This window comes from Pantoea sp. Taur, from assembly GCF_009830025.1.
GTDB lineage: Bacteria > Pseudomonadota > Gammaproteobacteria > Enterobacterales > Enterobacteriaceae > Pantoea > Pantoea communis.
In genome coordinates, this window is the sequence record NZ_SZZZ01000004.1 from 34,628 (window position 1) to 52,794 (window position 18,167).

At 56.4% G+C, this 18,167-nt stretch carries 18 protein-coding genes and 1 riboswitch; of the genes, 6 read left to right on the forward strand and 12 right to left on the reverse strand.

What is annotated here, in order from left to right:
• Positions 1-159 precede the first annotated feature (159 nt).
• Genes FD744_RS06895 through FD744_RS06905 form a run of 3 tightly spaced genes read left to right on the forward strand, consistent with a single transcriptional unit; the run spans position 160 to position 3,136 of the window.
• The gene (locus FD744_RS06895) at positions 160-921 is read left to right on the forward strand and encodes an endonuclease/exonuclease/phosphatase family protein (RefSeq protein WP_160867833.1); all 762 of its coding nucleotides are present in this window, start codon (positions 160-162) and stop codon (positions 919-921) included.
• Positions 918-2,162: a cardiolipin synthase ClsB gene (gene clsB, locus FD744_RS06900; protein ID WP_160867834.1), complete on the forward strand. Its 1,245-nt coding sequence runs from the start codon at positions 918-920 to the stop codon at positions 2,160-2,162. The genes FD744_RS06895 and clsB overlap by 4 nt, the downstream gene beginning before the upstream one ends.
• The gene (locus tag FD744_RS06905) at positions 2,162-3,136 is read left to right on the forward strand and encodes a lysylphosphatidylglycerol synthase domain-containing protein (protein WP_160867835.1); all 975 of its coding nucleotides are present in this window, start codon (positions 2,162-2,164) and stop codon (positions 3,134-3,136) included. The genes clsB and FD744_RS06905 overlap by 1 nt, the downstream gene beginning before the upstream one ends.
• A gap of 179 nt (positions 3,137-3,315) precedes the next feature.
• Here FD744_RS06905 and FD744_RS06910 read toward each other — a convergent pair whose 3' ends face one another.
• The 7 genes from FD744_RS06910 to moaA form a co-directional block, all read right to left on the reverse strand.
• Positions 3,316-4,023, reverse strand: coding sequence for a Bax inhibitor-1/YccA family protein (locus tag FD744_RS06910; protein WP_034821101.1), 708 nt, complete (start codon positions 4,021-4,023; stop codon positions 3,316-3,318).
• Positions 4,024-4,080: 57 nt separating this feature from the next.
• Positions 4,081-5,175, reverse strand: coding sequence for a DUF1615 domain-containing protein (locus tag FD744_RS06915; protein ID WP_160867836.1), 1,095 nt, complete (start codon positions 5,173-5,175; stop codon positions 4,081-4,083).
• Between the two features lie 82 nt (positions 5,176-5,257).
• The gene (moaE, locus tag FD744_RS06920) at positions 5,258-5,710 is read right to left on the reverse strand and encodes a molybdopterin synthase catalytic subunit MoaE (RefSeq protein ID WP_160867837.1); all 453 of its coding nucleotides are present in this window, start codon (positions 5,708-5,710) and stop codon (positions 5,258-5,260) included.
• A 2-nt stretch (positions 5,711-5,712) separates the two neighbouring features.
• On the reverse strand, positions 5,713-5,958 hold the full coding sequence (moaD, locus tag FD744_RS06925; protein ID WP_058961608.1) for a molybdopterin synthase sulfur carrier subunit: 246 nt from the start codon (positions 5,956-5,958) through the stop codon (positions 5,713-5,715).
• Positions 5,951-6,436 carry a cyclic pyranopterin monophosphate synthase MoaC gene (moaC, locus tag FD744_RS06930; protein ID WP_038648103.1) on the reverse strand — a complete coding sequence of 162 codons (486 nt, stop codon included), beginning with the start codon at positions 6,434-6,436 and terminating at the stop codon, positions 5,951-5,953. Before moaC ends, moaD begins: the two co-directional genes overlap by 8 nt.
• Before the next feature lie 2 nt (positions 6,437-6,438).
• Entirely contained in the window at positions 6,439-6,954 is a 516-nt protein-coding gene (gene moaB, locus FD744_RS06935; RefSeq protein WP_034821116.1) for a molybdenum cofactor biosynthesis protein B, read from the reverse strand.
• Positions 6,955-6,971: 17 nt separating this feature from the next.
• On the reverse strand, positions 6,972-7,958 hold the full coding sequence (moaA, locus tag FD744_RS06940) for a GTP 3',8-cyclase MoaA (RefSeq protein ID WP_160867838.1): 987 nt from the start codon (positions 7,956-7,958) through the stop codon (positions 6,972-6,974).
• Positions 7,947-8,081: riboswitch (molybdenum cofactor riboswitch) on the reverse strand. Its footprint overlaps the gene before it by 12 nt.
• A 194-nt stretch (positions 8,082-8,275) precedes the next feature.
• Between moaA and yvcK the strand changes: the two genes are divergently transcribed.
• Positions 8,276-9,175 (forward strand): uridine diphosphate-N-acetylglucosamine-binding protein YvcK, encoded by a 900-nt coding sequence (gene yvcK, locus FD744_RS06945; RefSeq protein ID WP_034821119.1) that lies wholly within the window; start codon positions 8,276-8,278, stop codon positions 9,173-9,175.
• 143 nt (positions 9,176-9,318) lie between these two features.
• On the opposite strand, the gene uvrB is transcribed toward yvcK, so the two are convergent.
• Positions 9,319-11,340: an excinuclease ABC subunit UvrB gene (uvrB, locus tag FD744_RS06950; protein ID WP_034821123.1), complete on the reverse strand. Its 2,022-nt coding sequence runs from the start codon at positions 11,338-11,340 to the stop codon at positions 9,319-9,321.
• A 908-nt stretch (positions 11,341-12,248) separates the two neighbouring features.
• On the opposite strand from uvrB, the gene FD744_RS06955 reads away from it, so the two are divergent.
• The gene (locus FD744_RS06955; protein WP_034821129.1) at positions 12,249-12,965 is read left to right on the forward strand and encodes an ABC transporter ATP-binding protein; all 717 of its coding nucleotides are present in this window, start codon (positions 12,249-12,251) and stop codon (positions 12,963-12,965) included.
• 197 nt (positions 12,966-13,162) lie between these two features.
• Here FD744_RS06955 and bioD read toward each other — a convergent pair whose 3' ends face one another.
• From bioD to bioB, 4 genes are read right to left on the reverse strand one after another with little or no spacing between them, the layout of a single operon-like run.
• Positions 13,163-13,837, reverse strand: coding sequence for a dethiobiotin synthase (bioD, locus tag FD744_RS06960; protein ID WP_160867839.1), 675 nt, complete (start codon positions 13,835-13,837; stop codon positions 13,163-13,165).
• Positions 13,834-14,589 carry a malonyl-ACP O-methyltransferase BioC gene (bioC, locus tag FD744_RS06965; protein ID WP_160867840.1) on the reverse strand — a complete coding sequence of 252 codons (756 nt, stop codon included), beginning with the start codon at positions 14,587-14,589 and terminating at the stop codon, positions 13,834-13,836. The genes bioD and bioC overlap by 4 nt, the downstream gene beginning before the upstream one ends.
• Positions 14,573-15,724 carry an 8-amino-7-oxononanoate synthase gene (gene bioF, locus FD744_RS06970; RefSeq protein ID WP_160867841.1) on the reverse strand — a complete coding sequence of 384 codons (1,152 nt, stop codon included), beginning with the start codon at positions 15,722-15,724 and terminating at the stop codon, positions 14,573-14,575. Before bioF ends, bioC begins: the two co-directional genes overlap by 17 nt.
• Positions 15,724-16,755 carry a biotin synthase BioB gene (bioB, locus tag FD744_RS06975; protein ID WP_034821141.1) on the reverse strand — a complete coding sequence of 344 codons (1,032 nt, stop codon included), beginning with the start codon at positions 16,753-16,755 and terminating at the stop codon, positions 15,724-15,726. The genes bioF and bioB overlap by 1 nt, the downstream gene beginning before the upstream one ends.
• An 87-nt stretch (positions 16,756-16,842) precedes the next feature.
• On the opposite strand from bioB, the gene bioA reads away from it, so the two are divergent.
• Positions 16,843-18,135 carry an adenosylmethionine--8-amino-7-oxononanoate transaminase gene (gene bioA / locus FD744_RS06980; protein ID WP_160867842.1) on the forward strand — a complete coding sequence of 431 codons (1,293 nt, stop codon included), beginning with the start codon at positions 16,843-16,845 and terminating at the stop codon, positions 18,133-18,135.
• Positions 18,136-18,167: the final 32 nt, after the last annotated feature.

The following is an 18,167-nucleotide window of genomic DNA, read 5'->3' on the forward strand; positions in this document are numbered from 1 at the left end:
CCCAACAGGTCGCCCAAGTGTATCTGGCTGCGGCCAGACGGATTTCCTCAATGTAAAGCAAATTTCGGATAACGCCCTAATTTTCTGCGCCCTTCACCACCCATTTGTGACAAAGACTACACTTTGTGCTGTTGATGATGAAAAGGAGCGCGTCGAAGTATGCCACAAAACACGCAAGGATTTTCATTTAAAGTCCTGACGATCAATACCCACAAGGGGTTCACCAGCTTTAACCGTCGCTTTATCCTGCCGGAATTGCGTGACGCAGTCCGCGCCACCTCGGCGGATATTGTCTTCCTGCAAGAGGTGATGGGCACCCACGCTATCCATTCACTGCACATTGAGAACTGGCCGGAAAACTCTCATTACGAGTATCTGGCCGATACCATGTGGCATGATTTTGCCTATGGCCGTAACGCAGTTTATCCCGAGGGACATCACGGGAACGCGATATTGTCACGTTTCCCCATTATTGAATATGAAAATCTCGATATTTCTGTGGCGGGAAGTGAAAAGCGCGGCATGTTGCACTGCCAGATTCGCCTGCCGGATCGCCCCGATCCGCTGCATGTCATCTGTGTGCATTTAGGGCTTAAAGCACAGCATCGCCATGCGCAGATGAAGATGATGAGCGATCGCATCAATGCCCTGCCGCATGATGCGCCGCTGGTGGTGGCCGGAGATTTCAACGACTGGCAAGTGCACGCCAATCGCTTCCTGAAGCGCAGCGCGGGATTGCAGGAAGTGTTTAGCATGAAAAACGGCCGCCCGGCACGTACCTTCCCGGCACGTTTTCCGCTACTGCGACTCGATCGTATTTATATCCGCAACGCCACCGTGAGCCAGCCCTGGGCGCTGCCGGTCAAACCCTGGTCACACCTTTCCGATCACGCCCCCCTGGCCGTGGAGATCTTCCTATGAATTTCAGCTGGCGTGAGGGCAATCAGTTGCGGTTGCTGGAGAACGGCGAGCAGTTCTTCCCCTGCGTTTCAGCAGCGATTCAGCGTGCCGAGCGTTCGCTGCTGCTGGAGACGTTTATTCTGTTTGAAGACGACGTCGGCAACGCGCTGCATAGCGATCTGCTGGCGGCGGCGCAGCGTGGCGTGAAAGTCGAAGTGATGGTGGATGGCTATGGTTCACACGATCTCTCCGACGCCTTTGTGAACACGCTGACGGAAGCCGGGGTGCGTTTTCTCTATTACGATCCGCGCCCGCTGGTGCTGGGCATGCGCACCAACGTGTTCCGTCGTCTGCATCGTAAAATCGTGGTGGTCGATGATGCCCTCGCCTTTGTGGGCGGCATCAACTTCTCTGCAGAGCACAATACCGATTACGGCCCGGAGGCGAAGCAGGATTATGCGGTCGAGGTGACGGGGCCGGTGGTGCTGGATATTGCTCGCTATGTACAGCAGGCCATCGGTAGCAAGCAGACCACGCGACGCTGGTGGGGAGGACGTTCACAGCGGTTGGCGGTTAATGCGATGCCCGGTGAGGCGCAGGTGTTGTTTGTTTATCGCGACAATGACGACCATCGCGACGACATTGAGCAGCACTATCTCGATATGCTGCGCAAGGCCAAACAGGACGTCATCATCGCTAATGCCTATTTCTTCCCTGGCTATCGCCTGTTACGTGAAATGCGCAGTGCCGCACAGCGTGGCGTGCGTGTACGGCTGATCGTGCAGGGTGAACCGGATATGCCGATTGTCAAAGTGGGCGCCGAGCTGCTTTACAACTATCTGGTGGATGCCGGGGTTGAGGTCTACGAATATTGCCGCCGCCCGTTGCACGGCAAGATTGCGGTGCAGGATCAGCACTGGGCCACGGTAGGCTCCAGCAATCTCGACCCACTGAGTTTATCGCTCAATCTGGAAGCCAATCTCATCGTGCACGATCGCACTTTCAATCAGACGCTGCGTGACAATCTGGAAACCCTGCTTCAGCACGATTGTGTGCGTGTGCAGGATGACAAATTGCCGCCGCGCACCTGGTGGCATCTCACCAAAAGTGTGATTGTGTTCCATTTCCTGCGCCACTTCCCGGCCATTGCCGGTTGGTTGCCCGCGCACACGCCACTGCTGGCGCAGGTTGATCCCCCGGTGCAACCGGAAATGGAAACCCAGGATCGGGTCGAAACCGGCAATGAAGGAGCGAAACCCTGATGAGCAAAAAACATTCGCGCTGGCAGTGCGCCAAGAAAATCCTCACCTGGCTGTTCTTTATTGCGGTGATCGTACTGCTGGTGATCTACGCGCGCAAAGTGAACTGGCAGGACGTGTATCAGGTGATCGTCGGCTACAACCGCTATGTGGTGCTGGGCGCAGCGGCGCTGGTGGTGGTCAGCTATCTCACCTATGGCGTGTATGACTTAATCGGTCGCGCCTACTGTGGACACAAGCTGGCGAAGCGTCAGGTGATGCTGGTGTCGTTTATCTGCTACGCCTTTAACCTGACGCTCAGCACCTGGGTCGGCGGCGTGGCGATGCGCTATCGCCTCTATTCACGGCTTGGCCTGCCCGGGGGCACCATCACACGCATCTTTTCCATGAGTATTGCCACCAACTGGCTGGGCTATCTCCTGTTGGCGGGCGTGGTGTTTGTCGCCGGCATGGTGCCGATTCCGCCGCGCTGGTTTATTGGCGAAAACACTTTGCGCATTATTGGTGCCGTGCTGTTAGTGCTGGTGGCGATTTATTTGTGGGCCTGCGCCTTTGCGAAAAAACGTCGCTGGACGATAAAGGGGCAACATTTACAGCTGCCCTCGCTGCGCATGGCGCTGATTCAGTTTGCCGTCTCCAGCGCGAACTGGCTGGTGATGGGCACCATTATCTGGCTGCTGCTGGCGCGTCAGGTGGATTATCCGCAGGTACTGGGGGTGTTACTGATCAGCAGTATTGCGGGGGTGATCATTCATATTCCGGCGGGCATCGGGGTGCTTGAAGCGGTATTTCTGGCGCTGCTGGCTGGCGAGCATGTTTCGCACGGCACCATCATTGCCGCCCTGCTGGCCTATCGCGTGCTGTACTTTATTTTGCCGCTGCTGCTGGCGCTGGTGTTGTATCTGATGCTGGAGAGTCGCGCAAAACATCTGCGGCAGAAGAATGAACAGAAGATGGCCAAATCGGACGCGGGATAATCGGGGAGAAATTACTCACGCGCGGTGGGCGCCCTCAATGGCGCCCCAACAAAATTCTGTACAGATTGAAAGGATCTACGTTGTGGCGCGCGGACCAAAATCCATTGTGCCCCCTACAAGCATCCTGTTCGGATGTTGCAGGAGGCGCATTGATACCAGCCAGAAGCGGTGCTGCAGAGTTAACGGCGGTTGCCGAAAATACGCAGCAACATCAGGAACAGGTTGATGAAGTCGAGATACAGCGTCAATGCACCCATGATTGAGTAGCGACGCAGATTCTCTTTGTCATTAACGTTGATGGTTTCGCCAATCGATTTCAGTTTCTGGGTGTCATAAGCGGTCAGACCGACAAACACAACTACGCCGATATAGGTGATCGCCCACATCAGCGCCGGGCTTTTCAGCCAGAAGTTCACCAGTGACGCCAGCACAATACCAATCAGCGCCATAAACAGCAGGCTGCCAAAGCGGCTGAGATCGCGCTTGGTGGTGTAACCGTAGAAGCTCATGGCACCGAACATGCCCGCTGTCACGAAGAAGGTGCTGGCGATAGAGGAATAGGTGTAGACGAGGAAAATACTCGCCAGCGTCAGGCCCGTTAACGCTGAATAGAGCATAAACAGCCCGGTGGCTAAGGTACTGCTCAGACGATGCACCATGCCCGACAGCACAAAGACTACCGCCAGCTGCACAATGATCAGCCCGAAGAAGGTGATGCGATTTGCAAACACCAGCTCCATCACCGCCGGCGTGCGCGCTGCAAACCAGGAGACAAACGCGGTCAGCAGCAAGCCGCAGGTCATCCAGCCATAGACCTGCGCCATATATGTCTGCAGCCCGGTTGACGCCTGCTGCACGATTGAATCATTACGTGGATATCGGTCCATGATGCACCTCTTTAAGTTAGACAAACGCTCTAAGTGTGGAGTCTACACCGCATTGCGTCAACGACGCGTCAAGCACTGCTGATATCGGCCATTTACGCGCTGGGCAAACCAGGCGGTAGTCAGATTGCGGGTGATTTTCGGACTCTCCAGTTTAATGCCCGGCAGCATCTCGCGCGGCAGGCGTTTACCGGCCATTTTATCAGCCAGAATAAACGTCTGCTTCCAGAGCGTGCTGCTGCTGAAGCTTTCCGTATCGCCCTTCTCCAGGTCGCGACGAATTTCCCGATTGCTCATATCCAGTTGCTTGCTCAGCGTGCGCACCGCTAATTCGGTGGAACCCGCTTGCTCGCTGCCGTACATAATCAGATCACCATCCAGCGCCAGTTTAATGCCGCTGGCGCGCGTTACGGCTGCCTGAAAAGCGGCGTTGCGGCTGGCGTACCAACCGGCATTGAAATCGGCAAAACGGTACAGCATCTGGCTGTAATCCGCCGGATAGCCGAGCAAATGCAGCGTACCGAAATAGATGCCGCCACGACGCGTGAAGACTTCACGGCGAATCGAGCCATCAATTGAATACGGATAACCTTTGGCATGCGCTTCGGCAAATTCAATGCTGACCTGCATCGGGCCGCCGGTGTGAATCGGATTGAGATTGCCAAACAGCTTCTGCCCCATCGGCACCATATCGATGAAATCATCGAAAATTGCGCTCAGCTCTTTCTCACTGCGCACCTTATCCAGTCGCGCGGCGTAGCTTTCCCCGGTGGGCGATTTAATCAGTAAGGCGGTGCGCACTAAGAAGGCGGGAACGTGCACTTTCGCGGCGCGGCGGTCAATTTCACCCCAGGCGATTTTGGGCAAACCGGGCACAGGCGCATCGGCACTGAAATTGGACTCCTGATCGGTGACCGCGATCACCGCACAGACGTTACTGGCGCTGGGATCGATCTGCTGGACGCGAAACGCGGTGTAGATGTCGTCTGCCCAGGCGCTTTTTTGGCTGACATCGCTCGGCAGTAACTTTTGAATCTGAGATTTGACGTCGGCAGGTTGCCGCGCGGGGGCCTGCGGTTCTTTTTTGGTACTACATCCGGCCAGTACCAGCGCGGTGAGCAGCGCCGCGCCTTTGAGCATTTTAGTGGTATTCATCTTGTTCCCTGACAGGCCAGCAAAACCCGTACCTTAACGTTTTCAACTCGCTACGGCTATCAGAGCAGGTCGGTTTTACGCGCTACTTCCAGCGTTCGGCGGCTTGATGGTCGCTGTCGCGCGCATCGACCCAACGATCGCCCTGTTCGGTGGCTTCACGCTTCCAGAACGGTGCGCGGGTTTTGAGGTAATCCATGATGAACTCGGTAGCAGCAAATGCGCTACTGCGATGGGCGCTGCTGACGCCCACAAACACAATTTCATCACCAGGGAACAGTTCGCCCACGCGATGGATCACCGTCACCTGCTGCAACGCCCAGCGCTGACGCGCCTCTTCGACTATTTCCGCCAGCGCTTTTTCCGTCATACCCGGATAGTGTTCCAGGGTTAAAGCGGCCACGCTGTCACCGAGATTGTGATTGCGCACTTTGCCGGTGAAGGTGACCACCGCGCCGTCACTGTCATGCGCCGCAAGTTGACGATACTCTTCGCCGACATCAAAAGGGTCAACGCCGACGCGAATGCGTGTGCTCATGCTCATCCTCCGGTGACCGGTGGGAAGAACGCCACTTCATCGCCCGCACGCAGCGGATGGCTCATCGGCACCAGCGTCTGATTGACCGCTGCCAGCAATTTGCCGGATTCCAGCGCCAGCGCCCAGCGATCGTTCCTCTCCGCCAGCGCTGCACGCAAGGTTGCTACATCCTGATATTCCGGTTTCAGCTCTAACGCGCTGGTGCCGGTCAATTCACGCACCTGGGCAAAAAACAGCACCTTAATCATGTGCCACCGCCTGAAAATCGCCGGATTTGCCGCCGCTTTTGCTGAGCAAACGCAACTGATCGATCACGATATCTTTCTGCACCGCTTTGCACATGTCGTAAATGGTCAGCGCGGCCACCGATGCGGCGGTCAGCGCTTCCATCTCGACGCCGGTTTTCCCGGTCAGGCGGCAACGAGAGGTGACGCGCACGCGGTTGTGCTCAGGCTCGGCCACCAGCGTCACTTCCACCTTGCTCAACATCAGCGGATGGCACAGCGGGATCAACTCCCAGGTGCGTTTCGCGGCCTGGATCCCGGCAATGCGCGCCGTGGCGAACACGTCGCCTTTATGATGGCTGCCGTCGATGATCATCTGCAGCGTTTCCGCGCTCATCAGCACCAGCGCTTCAGCCTGGGCTTCACGCACTGTTTCGTTTTTACCGGAGACATCCACCATGTGGGCTTCGCCGGCAGCATTGATATGAGTTAATGATGACATGCTTACAACTTCTTCAAATGAGAGACAAAATTACAAGGGCGCGTGCGTGCATCCAGCTGTTCTTCAATGATACGTTCCCAGCCGCTGCGGCAGGCGTTGGTCGATCCCGGCACGGCAAAAATCAGCGTCTGGTTCGCCAGCCCGGCCACCGCGCGTGATTGCAGCGTGGAACTGCCAATCTCTTCGTATGAGATCATGCGGAACAGTTCGCCAAAGCCGTCAATTTCACGGTCGAACAACGGCAGCAGCGCTTCCGGCGTACTGTTTTTGCTATTAAATCCGGTGCCGCCATTGACGATCACCACCTGCACATCATCACTGGCAATCCAGCGCGACACGGTGGCGCGAATGCGGTAACGGTTATCAGGCACAATCGCGCGATCCACCACCTGGTGCCCGGCTTCTGTCAGTGCCTCACGCAAGTAGTCGCCCGAGCTATCATTGCTGGCATCACGGCTGTCCGAGACGGTCATCACCGCCACATTCAAGGCGACAAACTCGCCGGTAGGTTTACCCATGGCTGTAACTCCTGTGTTTAGCCGCCAATGAAAGAGAGGTTTTGTGTCATGCCGGTGTTGCCCTGATGCAGGAAATGCGTCTGCTTTTTCTGCCCGAGACTGTGGGCGATGCGGGCCTGTAGCTCGCCCTGCTGATCGTCGGATGCCAGTAAATCGCGCAGCGAGACGCCGCCGTCGCCGAACAGGCACAGATGAAGATTGCCCATGGCTGACACGCGCAGACGGTTGCAACTGGCGCAGAAATCTTTTTCGTAAGGCATGATCAAACCGACTTCGCCCTGATAGTCAGGATGGCGGAACACCTGCGCCGGACCGTCACTGCGTCCACGCGGCTGAAGCTGCCAACCCTGCAGGATCAACTGGTCGCGAATCACTTCGCCCGAGATGTGATGACGACGGAACAGATCGCCGCCCTCACCGGTTTCCATCAGCTCAATAAAACGCAGCTGAATCGGGCGGGTGCGGATCCAGTCAAGGAAAGTCGCCAGGCTGTGGCTGTTGAGATCGCGCATCAGCACGCTATTGATTTTGACCTTCTCGAAACCGGCGTCAAACGCAGCATCAATTCCGGCCATCACTTCCGCAAATTTGTCCTGGCCGGTGATGGCGTGGAACTGGCGTGCATCGAGGCTATCGACGCTGACGTTGATGTTGGTGAGTCCCGCGTCACGCCACGCACGCACATCACGCGCCAGGCGATAGCCGTTAGTGGTCACGGCGATCTGGCGAATGGCGGCGTTTTCACGCACTGCGGCGATGATATCGGTGAAGTCACGGCGCATAGAGGGTTCGCCGCCGGTCAGGCGCACTTTTTCCGTGCCCGCCGCCGCAAAGGCACGCGTCACGCGACGAATCTCGTCCAGCGAGAGGAAACTTTTGTTGTGATTACCGTTCGGTTTATAGCCATCGGGTAAACAGTAGGTACAACGGAAGTTACACACATCCGTGACCGACAGGCGCAAGTAGTAGAAGCTGCGCGCATAGGCATCTGTAAATTGTGGCACCTGAACACCTTTCCAAATACGGGAGATGCAGTCATTTCTTTCTGCACCCTGGCAGCGATGCTGCGGCCAGGCATCCATATCGTTATGACTTAGGCATGCAAGGCTTGGGAGTCTGTTGTCATTATGGACAACACGGTTAATTCGAATGGTAGCGCGATTTCTCCCTCGCATCCATCAGTGAATTTCGCTATATATATTGATACATAACGTTTTTTCACCGCATTTTCGCCGCAGGATACGGTAAAATGCGCGACAGATATTGATACACATCACTTCAACTGCACGACAACCTGCAGTTGTCCGTTAAAAGGAACAGCATGAATCGTACCCTGGCAGATTTGGATCGCGTGGTAGCACTGGGCGGCGGGCACGGCCTGGGTCGTGTGATGTCGGCGCTGGCACCGCTGGGCTCACGCCTGACCGGCATCGTGACCACCACCGATAACGGCGGATCCACCGGACGCATTCGTCGTTCGGAAGGCGGTATTGCCTGGGGAGATATGCGTAATTGCCTGAACCAGTTGATCATGGAACCGAGCGTAGCCTCGGCAATGTTTGAATACCGTTTTGCCGGTAACGGCGAGCTGGCCGGTCACAACCTCGGTAATCTGATGCTCAAAGCGCTCGATCACCTTAGCGTGCGGCCGCTGGAAGCCATCAACATCATTCGCAATCTGCTCAAAGTCGATGCCTTCTTGATTCCGATGTCGGAGCAACCGGTAGACCTGGTGGCGCAGGATTGCGAAGGCAATATGGTGTATGGCGAAACGGCAATTGATGAAATGAAGCTACCGCCGCAAGAGTTGATGCTGCATCCCAATGTCACTCCCACTAAAGAAGCACTGGATGCGATTGCGGAAGCGGATTTGATCCTGATTGGCCCAGGCAGTTTTTACACCAGCCTGATGCCAATTCTGCTGATGGAGGAGATGGCACGCGCGCTGCGCCGTACGCCCGCCACCATGGTGTTTATTGGCAATCTTGGACGTGAGTTAAGCCCGGCCGCCAGCCTGACGGTGGCCGATAAACTGGCGATGATGGAGAAAGCCATTGGCAGGCGAGTGATTGATGCCGTGGTGGTCAGTCCGTCCGCGGACGTGAGCGGCGTGGAAGATCGCCTGATTGTGCGTGAACCGCTGGAGGCCGCCGATATTAAGTATCGTCACGACCGCCAGCTGCTGCGGATTGCATTGGAACATGCGATTCAGGCGGTGTGACCTTGCGAAAGTGGTGCGCGTGATTGCGCTCTCTACGCAGAGAGGTATAGAACGCTGCCAGCGTAGGGGGCGCTATTCACAGGACATAACGAAAGCTTTCGTCGGGCCGTCATTTGATGACGGCCAAAACCCTCTCGCTTCTATCAGGAGGCGGCGATAAACAACTCGCGCAGCTGGTGCAACTGGTCGCGCACACTGGCGGCCTCTTCGAACTCCAGATTCTGCGCGTGCTGCTGCATCTGCACTTCCAGTTCGTGAATTTTCTTCTGCATGGCTTGTGGCGTCAGCGCCAGATAGTTGGCCTCCTCTTCTGCCGCCACACGTGAGGCGGTTTTGCCCTTACCGCGCGTTTTCACCACGTTTTTGCCCAGCTCAAGAATATCGGTGATTTTCTTGTTGAGGCCCTGCGGCACAATGCCATTCTCTTCGTTGTAACGCTGCTGCTTCTCTCGACGACGTTCGGTTTCTCCCATCGCGCGTTCCATCGAAGGGGTGATCTTATCAGCGTACAGAATCGCCTTACCGTTGATGTTACGCGCCGCACGGCCAATAGTCTGAATCAGTGAGCGTTCGGAACGCAGGAAGCCCTCTTTATCCGCATCGAGGATCGCCACCAGCGACACTTCCGGCATGTCGAGACCTTCGCGCAGTAAGTTGATGCCCACCAGCACATCGAACTCACCGAGACGCAAATCACGAATGATCTCCATACGTTCAACCGTATCGATATCGGAGTGCAGATAGCGCACCTTCTCGCCGTGCTCCACCAGATATTCGGTAAGATCTTCCGCCATGCGTTTGGTCAGCGTAGTGACCAGCACACGTTCATTGATCGCCACGCGTTTGCGAATTTCTGATAGTAAGTCATCCACCTGAGTGGCGACCGGACGCACTTCCAGAATCGGATCCAGTAGCCCGGTGGGACGTACCACCTGATCAATCACTTCGTCACCGGATTTTTCCAGCTCATAGTTACCCGGCGTGGCCGAAACATAGATGGTTTGCGGTGCCAGCGCTTCAAACTCTTCAAAACGCATCGGACGGTTATCCAGCGCCGAAGGCAAGCGGAAGCCATATTCTACCAGCGTCTCTTTACGTGCGCGGTCGCCGCGATACATGCCGCCAATCTGGGGGATGGTAACGTGCGATTCGTCCACCACCAGCAATCCATCGGCGGGCAGGTAGTCAAATAAGGTCGGCGGTGGCTCGCCCGGACCGCGACCCGAGAGATAGCGCGAGTAGTTTTCAATGCCAGAGCAGTAGCCGAGTTCGTTCATCATTTCGAGATCGAACTGGGTACGCTGGCTGATGCGCTGCTCTTCCAGCAGTTTATTGTTCTCCAGCAGCACCTTGCGACGATCCACCAGCTCGACTTTGATCTCTTCCATCGCCTGCAGAATACGTTCGCGTGGCGTCACGTAGTGCGTTTTCGGATAGATGGTGAAACGCGGGATCACGGACTCAATCTGCCCGGTCAATGGATCGAACAGCGACAGACGCTCAACTTCCTCGTCAAACAGTTCGACACGCAAGCCGATGTCGTCGGATTCAGCCGGGAAGATGTCGATCACTTCGCCACGCACGCGGAAGGTGCCACGCTGGAACACCTGATCGTTGCGGGTATACTGCAGCTCCGCCAGACGGCGCAGAATGCTGCGCTGGTCGATAATCATGCCGCGCGTAAGGTGCAGCATCATTTTCAGATAGAGATCGGGATCGCCCAGGCCGTAAATCGCCGAGACCGAGGCCACCACAATCACATCACGGCGCTCCAGCATCGCTTTGGTGGCTGAGAGACGCATCTGTTCAATGTGTTCGTTGACCGCCGCATCCTTCTCAATAAAGGTGTCGGAACTCGGCACATAGGCTTCAGGCTGGTAGTAATCGTAATAAGAGACAAAAAACTCCACGGCGTTATCCGGGAAGAACTCTTTCATCTCACCGTATAACTGCGCCGCCAGCGTTTTGTTCGGTGCCATCACCATCGTCGGGCGATTGAGATCGGCAATCACGTTGGCGATGGTAAAGGTTTTACCCGATCCGGTTACCCCCAGTAGGGTTTGATGTGCGAGACCATCCTCCAGCCCCTCTTCAAGACGACGAATGGCCTCAGGCTGATCGCCTGAAGGTTTGAAATCAGAGTTGAGTTTGAAGGCTTTACTCATGGTTTTGCGGTTCCTGCAGAAGATGTCAGCGAGCAGGCTGATAATTCTACTCTGCTATGACGAATTTGCCAGAAAAAAATACTGGATATATTTACAGATATCTTGCACGATAACGGGGAAAGCACCTGTCTCGCTTCAGTGCAATTTAAGCGGCAAAAGGCAAAAGCTTGTTGCGCAAGGTTATCCCCAGAGCCGTGACGCTTTTAACATTTGTCAAGAGAGCGTCATTAAATTGCAGTCCGATGACAAGGCAGAAAAATCTCAGGCTTGCTTTTAATTAACCTGCTGATTTTATTGGTAATGGCTCTAAAGTCCAGTTTCGCAGCATAATGTATGCAGGCCGCGTATTTCCTCGCTTCCACGCGGTTTTCAGTCGCTAATGCACAAGGTTATCCACAGGAATAGTGGATAACTGAATCCAGCCCCGAGCCCATCAGCTGTGTATAATTTTCCCCGCTCTTATCCTGGCGTGCGAAATATTTTTTTTTCGTTTTTTTTTCCGGCTGCCTTAAACCGCTTTAACTATCCTTTTGGCAAGTCAAGCACCATTGTTCTCGTAAAAACCGTGCCTTAAGACCACTTATTTCTTCAGTGATTGCCTTATCAGTGAACAGATGCACCAGAAACGTTAAGCATTCAGCACCGTCAAAGTGCAGTCAGGTTATTACTCAGTGGGATTATTAAGTATTTCTCACCTTTTAAGCCCGCTTTCGCTGGATTCTGACTCAGAATATCCCGTTCCATTAACCTGGCCTGGTAATTGCAGTAGTTTAACGATGGAGTGACGAGTCCATACGGCTTGCCTTGCAGGCCATCAACAGCAGTGTCCACCTTAATCGTGCACGACTGTATGCCAGACGACACAGAGCGGGAGCATTCAGGCAAATAATCTGGAAGGAGTATGTCAGATGCTGAGTTTACGTTCGGTGAATCAGTTTTACGGTCACAACCATATCCTTTGGGATGTGGATCTCGATCTGCCGCCCGGCACCTGTACGGGTGTGCTGGGCAGTCCTGGCATGGGCAAAACCACGCTGGTGAACTGCATTATGGGTCGCTTGCCCATTAACAGTGGCTCAATGATCTGGCAGGAAGATGGCTCGCCACCCGAGAATTTGTTGCTGCAGCCCGCCGAACAGCGTGCGCGCATGGGGATTGGCTATGTGCCGCAAGGTCGCCATATCTTTTCGCAGATGAGCGTGGAAGATAATTTAATGATCGCGCTGATGGCCGCTCAGGACGATCGCAGCCGTGCCATTCCTGAAATGGTGTTTGATCTGTTCCCGGCACTCTATTCCTTGCGTCATCAGCGCAGTGGCGAATTGCCGATGGATCAACAGCAGCAGCTGGCACTGGCGCGAGCATTGGTGCTGCAACCTAAACTGCTGATTCTGGATGAGCCGACCGAAGGAATGTCGCCGTGGCTGGAAGAGGAGATGGGCAACCTGATCCGCCGTCTTAATCGCGATTACGGCCTGACCATTTTACTGCTGGAGCAGCATGTCTCCTTCATCCGCCGCGTGGCAGACTATTTCCTACTGCTTCACCGTGGTCGCAATGTGGCGCAGGGTAAAGTCGCTTTGCTGGATGATGTGACGGTGAATAAGTGGCTGACAGCGACCTGATGATGTGGTCGCTATCGATGAACTGCAGCCAAAATGTTGCATCACAATCTGACATTTGAGGTGCTGGTCTATGGCGGCCCTACGGACGAAATGATGTCAGGTGCGCACTGTTGCGTACCTGACATCGAATCGCCATCCATCACGATCCTACGGGCGGTATGAAATAGAGTGCGCATGAATGCGCATCTGAAACAGGCTCATGACTGCGGCAACGTTAAATACTGACCGCACTCGGCCTGTTGTGTTTCGCTGTCCAGATAGGGAATTTCACCGAGGAACGGTGCATCAATACGTTGACGCAGCGTGGCCATGTACTCGGCATGTCGTTTACCTGGCGGCTGAATATCATTGGCAATCCAACCGGCTAACCGCAACCCTCGCGCCTTCACCGCTTCCGCTGTCAGCATCGCGTGGTTAATACAACCCAGCTTCACCCCCACCACCAGAATCACCGGCAGTTGTTCCGCTTCGACCCAGTCAGCATAGGTCTGCGTCTCGGATAATGGCGTAAACCAGCCGCCCGCACCTTCAACCAATACCCATTCGGCCTGCTGCTCCAGCGCGCGCAATCCGGCTGACAGCGCAGAAAACGCAATCGGCCTGCCCTCTTCCGCGCTGACAATATGCGGTGATGTCGGCTCGACAAATGCCAGTGGATTCACCTGCTCATAGCTGAGCGCCAGGCTGCTGTAGCGCTGCAACGCCAGCGCATCACTGTTACGCACGCCCTCTGGGGTGATCTCGCAGCCCGATGCCACGGGCTTGTATCCTGCGGTGCGTAAACCTGCTGCGCTTGCCGCCTGCAACAGTGCGCCACTGGCGACCGTTTTGCCCACTTCGGTATCCGTTCCGGTAATAAACCAGCGTGTCATTTGCTCAAAACTCCGTACATCAAGTGATAACTAAGACGATAACCCTGCGTATCCTGCGGCCAGTGCTGCTCCAGTTGCGTGAGCTGCGAGCGTGTGAGCGGCTGTGCGCCACGGCCGTCGTGCAGATGCGTAGCACCAATGCCTTTCAAAGAACGCATGGCACTCAGCGCGCTGGGGAAATGCAACGTGATAGTCTGCGGCTGGCACTGCGCCGGTAAGCCTGTGAGAGCGGCAGAGAACTGCGCTGCGCTGAGAAAACGATTGGCGTGCTGACGGCCATCTAACCGAGCCCAGGCTTCATGCACTTCATGCAGGGAGCCATCGAGCAAGGTTGAGAACAGCACGCTGCCACCCGGCCGTGTGACGCGCAAAAACTGCTGCAACGCCAGGCGCAGATCGCTGCTCCACTGCACCGCCAGATTGCTCCACACGCCATCGACGCACGCATCCGGCAGCGGCAGATGATCGATATCGCCTTGCAGATAGTGCTGCGCCGAGCACTGCTCGCGCGCGGCGTCCAGCATCGCGCTGGAGAGATCCAGCGCCGTCAGTTCGCGTCCACGATCGCGCCAGTAGCGGCTGTACCAACCGGTGCCACAGCCCGCATCCAGCAGATGCGGCCCGAACCCCGCGGGTGCCAGCGCCAGTAGCGCATCGCCGCTTTGTCGTTGCAGCTCGGCATGCTGCTCATAATGCTGTGCGGCACGGCCAAACGCTTTGGCGACCGCCTGCTTGTTAACCTGCAGCGTCATACAGCGCCTCCAGCAGACGATCAATATCGTCGTTATGATGGGCAGCAGTGAGCGTAATGCGCAGCCGCGCCGTGCCCGGCGGCACCGTTGGCGGCCGAATGGCGCTAACCCAGCATCCCGCTTGTGCCAGTCGTTGTGACAACGCCAGCGCCGCGCTGTTTTCCCCGACGATCAACGGCTGAATAGCACTGGCTGATGACATCAGTTGCCAAGGCAAATCAGCGGCACCCGCCCGGAATCGCGCAATATGACTATTCAGCCGCTCACGCAGTTCATCGCCCTGCTGGATCTGGTGCAGCGCCGCCAGCAGCGCACAACACTGTGCCGGTGGCATCGCGGTGGAGTAGATCAGATGGCGAGAGAACTGCTCGACGTAATCCGCTGTGGCATCGTCACACAGCAGCGCTGCACCGCTGACGCCAAAGCCCTTGCCAAACGTGACAATCAGCAATTCCGGCTTCACGCCCTGCTGCCAGCAACTGCCGCGCCCCTGCTCACCGTGCACGCCAATGCCGTGCGCATCATCCACCAGCAGCCAGCCGTTGGCGCGGCGCGTCTCTTCAGCAAGGGCAGCGAGCGGTGCGCTGTCGCCATCCATGCTGAATACGCCTTCGGTCACCACCAGCGTACCGCCTTCCGACGGGCTAGCCAGCAGTTTTGCCAGGCTCTCCGGCTGGTTGTGTGCAAAGCGGCGTAATGTGGCCGGGCTGTGGCTGGCGGCATCCAGTAACGAAGCATGTGCCAGCTTATCGGCAAGGATGCGATCCTGCTTTTCAGCCAGCAGGTGGATCACCGCCTGGTTGGCGGCAAAGCCAGAGATAAACAGCAGCGCACGCTTGTAACCCAGCCAGTCAGCCAGTTGCTCTTCTAACTGCGCATGATGACGGCTATAGCCCGTCACATGACCCGATGCGCCCGCTCCCGCACCCGCCTCTGCCGCGCCCTGTTGCCAGGCCGCAATCACCGCCGGATGCTGGCTCAGCCCGAGATAATCATTGCTGGAGAAGTGACGGTATGAACGCCCCTCCAGCGTTATCTCGCGCACGCTGTTGTGTTCAACCCGGCGTCGCAGACGCCAGCCATCGGCATCACGTCGCGCCGCCAGCGCCTGTTCGATGCGAGATGACCAGCCCATCACACCGCCGCGTTGTAGAACTGCTCGGTATCAGCGTGCACCAGCTGCTCACTGAGCTGATACTGCTGTTCGTTATCACCGGCGGTAGTGGCGGTATGTTCTGGATTCAGGCCCAGCTTGCGGAACAGGATCAGATCTTTGTCCTCTTCCGGGTTTGGCGTGGTCAGCAGCTTGCAGCCGTAGAAAATCGAGTTAGCACCGGCCATAAAGCACATTGCCTGCGTCTGTTCGCTCATCTGCTCACGACCCGCGGACAGGCGGACGTGTGACGATGGCATCATGATACGCGCCACGGCGATAGTGCGGATAAAGTCGAACGGCTCAACGTCATCGTTATCGGCCAGTGGCGTGCCTTTGACTTTCACCAGCATGTTGATCGGCACGCTTTCTGGCGGGGTCGGCAGGTTCGCCAGCTGCACCAGCAAGCCGGCACGATCTTTCACGGTTTCACCCAGGCCGACGATGCCGCCAGAGCAGACTTTGATACCTGCGCCGCGCACTTTATCCAGCGTATCCAGGCGTTCCTGATAGCTGCGGGTGGTGATGATGCTGCCGTAGAATTCCGGCGAGGTATCGAGGTTGTGGTTGTAGAAATCCAGCCCGGCGCTGGCCAAACGCTCCGCCTGGGTGTTATCCAGCGTGCCCAGCGTCATGCAGGTTTCCATGCCCATGGCTTTAACGCCCTGCACCATCTGCTCCAGATACGGCATGTCGCGTTCGTGCGGGTTTTTCCACGCAGCGCCCATACAGAAGCGGCTCGATCCTGCCGCTTTGGCTTTACGCGCCGATTCCAGCACCGCTTCCACTTCCATCAGCCGTTCGGACTCCAGCCCGGTTTTGTAGCGCGCACTCTGCGGGCAATATTTACAGTCTTCCGGGCAGGCACCGGTTTTGATCGACAGCAGCGTACTAACCTGCACCTGGCGCGGGTCAAAATGTTGACGGTGAACTTGCTGCGCTTCGAACATCAGCTCAAGGAAAGGTTTATCGAACAGAGCCTGGGCTTGTGTCAGTGTCCAGCGGTTTGCCATTGCTTACTCCAAAAAAAGGGGTTCATCCCGACGATTAACGTGGTTATACTTGTAAACTAAATCTTTTCAAAATGGTTTACAAGATCGATGTTCACCCAAGACGACCTCAACTTTGACCGCCAGCATATCTGGCATCCTTACACGTCAATGCGCGATCCCCTGCCCTGTTATCCAGTGGTCGCGGCGCACGGTTGCCAGCTCCAGCTGGCCGATGGACGCGAACTGGTCGACGGTATGTCGTCGTGGTGGGCAGCGATTCATGGCTATAACCATCCTCGTCTCAACAAGGCGCTGACGCAGCAAATGGCGCAGATGTCACACGTGATGTTTGGTGGCATTACTCATCCGGCGGCGGTGGCGTTAAGCCGCCAACTGGTCGAGATGACCCCGGAAGCGCTGGAGTGCGTGTTCCTTGCCGATTCGGGGTCGATTGCCGTCGAAGTGTCGATGAAAATGGCGTTGCAGTACTGGCTGGGGCGCGGTGAAACGCGACAAAAATTCCTGACGTTAAAACGTGGCTACCACGGCGATACTTTTGCCGCGATGTCGGTGTGCGATCCGGAAAATTCGATGCACAGTCTGTGGCGCGGCTATCTGCCCGAGCATCTGTTTGCCGCTGCGCCGCAGTGCGCTTTTGATGACGAGTGGAACGATACGGACTTCGCTGATTTCGCCCGGTTAGCCGAGACGCACCATCGCGACATTGCCGCGGTGATCCTTGAACCGATTGTGCAAGGCGCAGGCGGTATGCGTTTCTATCACCCGCGCTACCTGCAACAGGTGCGTGAGCTGTGCGACCGCTACGGTATCCTGCTGATTGCCGATGAAATCGCCACCGGCTTTGGCCGCAGCGGCAAGCTGTTTGCCTGTGAACACGCCGGGATTACGCCAGATATTCTCTGCCTCGGTAAAGCGCTGACCGGCGGCACCATGACGCTCTCCGCCACGTTGACCACGCGCGAAGTGGCCGACACCATCAGCCGCAGTGCGGCGGGCTGCTTTATGCATGGCCCGACCTTTATGGGCAATCCGCTAGCCTGTGCGGTGGCTGTTGAAAGCCTGACAATGATCAACGAGGGACTCTGGCCTGCGCAGGTGGCGGCGATTGAACAGCAACTGCGTCGTGAGTTGTTGCCGTTGCGTGAGCATCATGCGGTGGTGGATGCACGCGTGCTGGGCGCGATTGGTGTGATTGAAACGCGTTCACCGGTCAATATGGCGGCGCTGCAGCAATTCTTTGTCGAGCGTGGCGTATGGATTAGGCCGTTCGGCAAGCTGATCTATCTGATGCCACCTTATCTGATTTCTGCCGCAGAGTTGGCGCAGTTAACCCAGGCGGTGCGCGCGGCATTGGACGTTGAGGCACATTTCCTGGCCTAAGCGAACTGGAAGTGGCGCGCGTTTTCCACCAT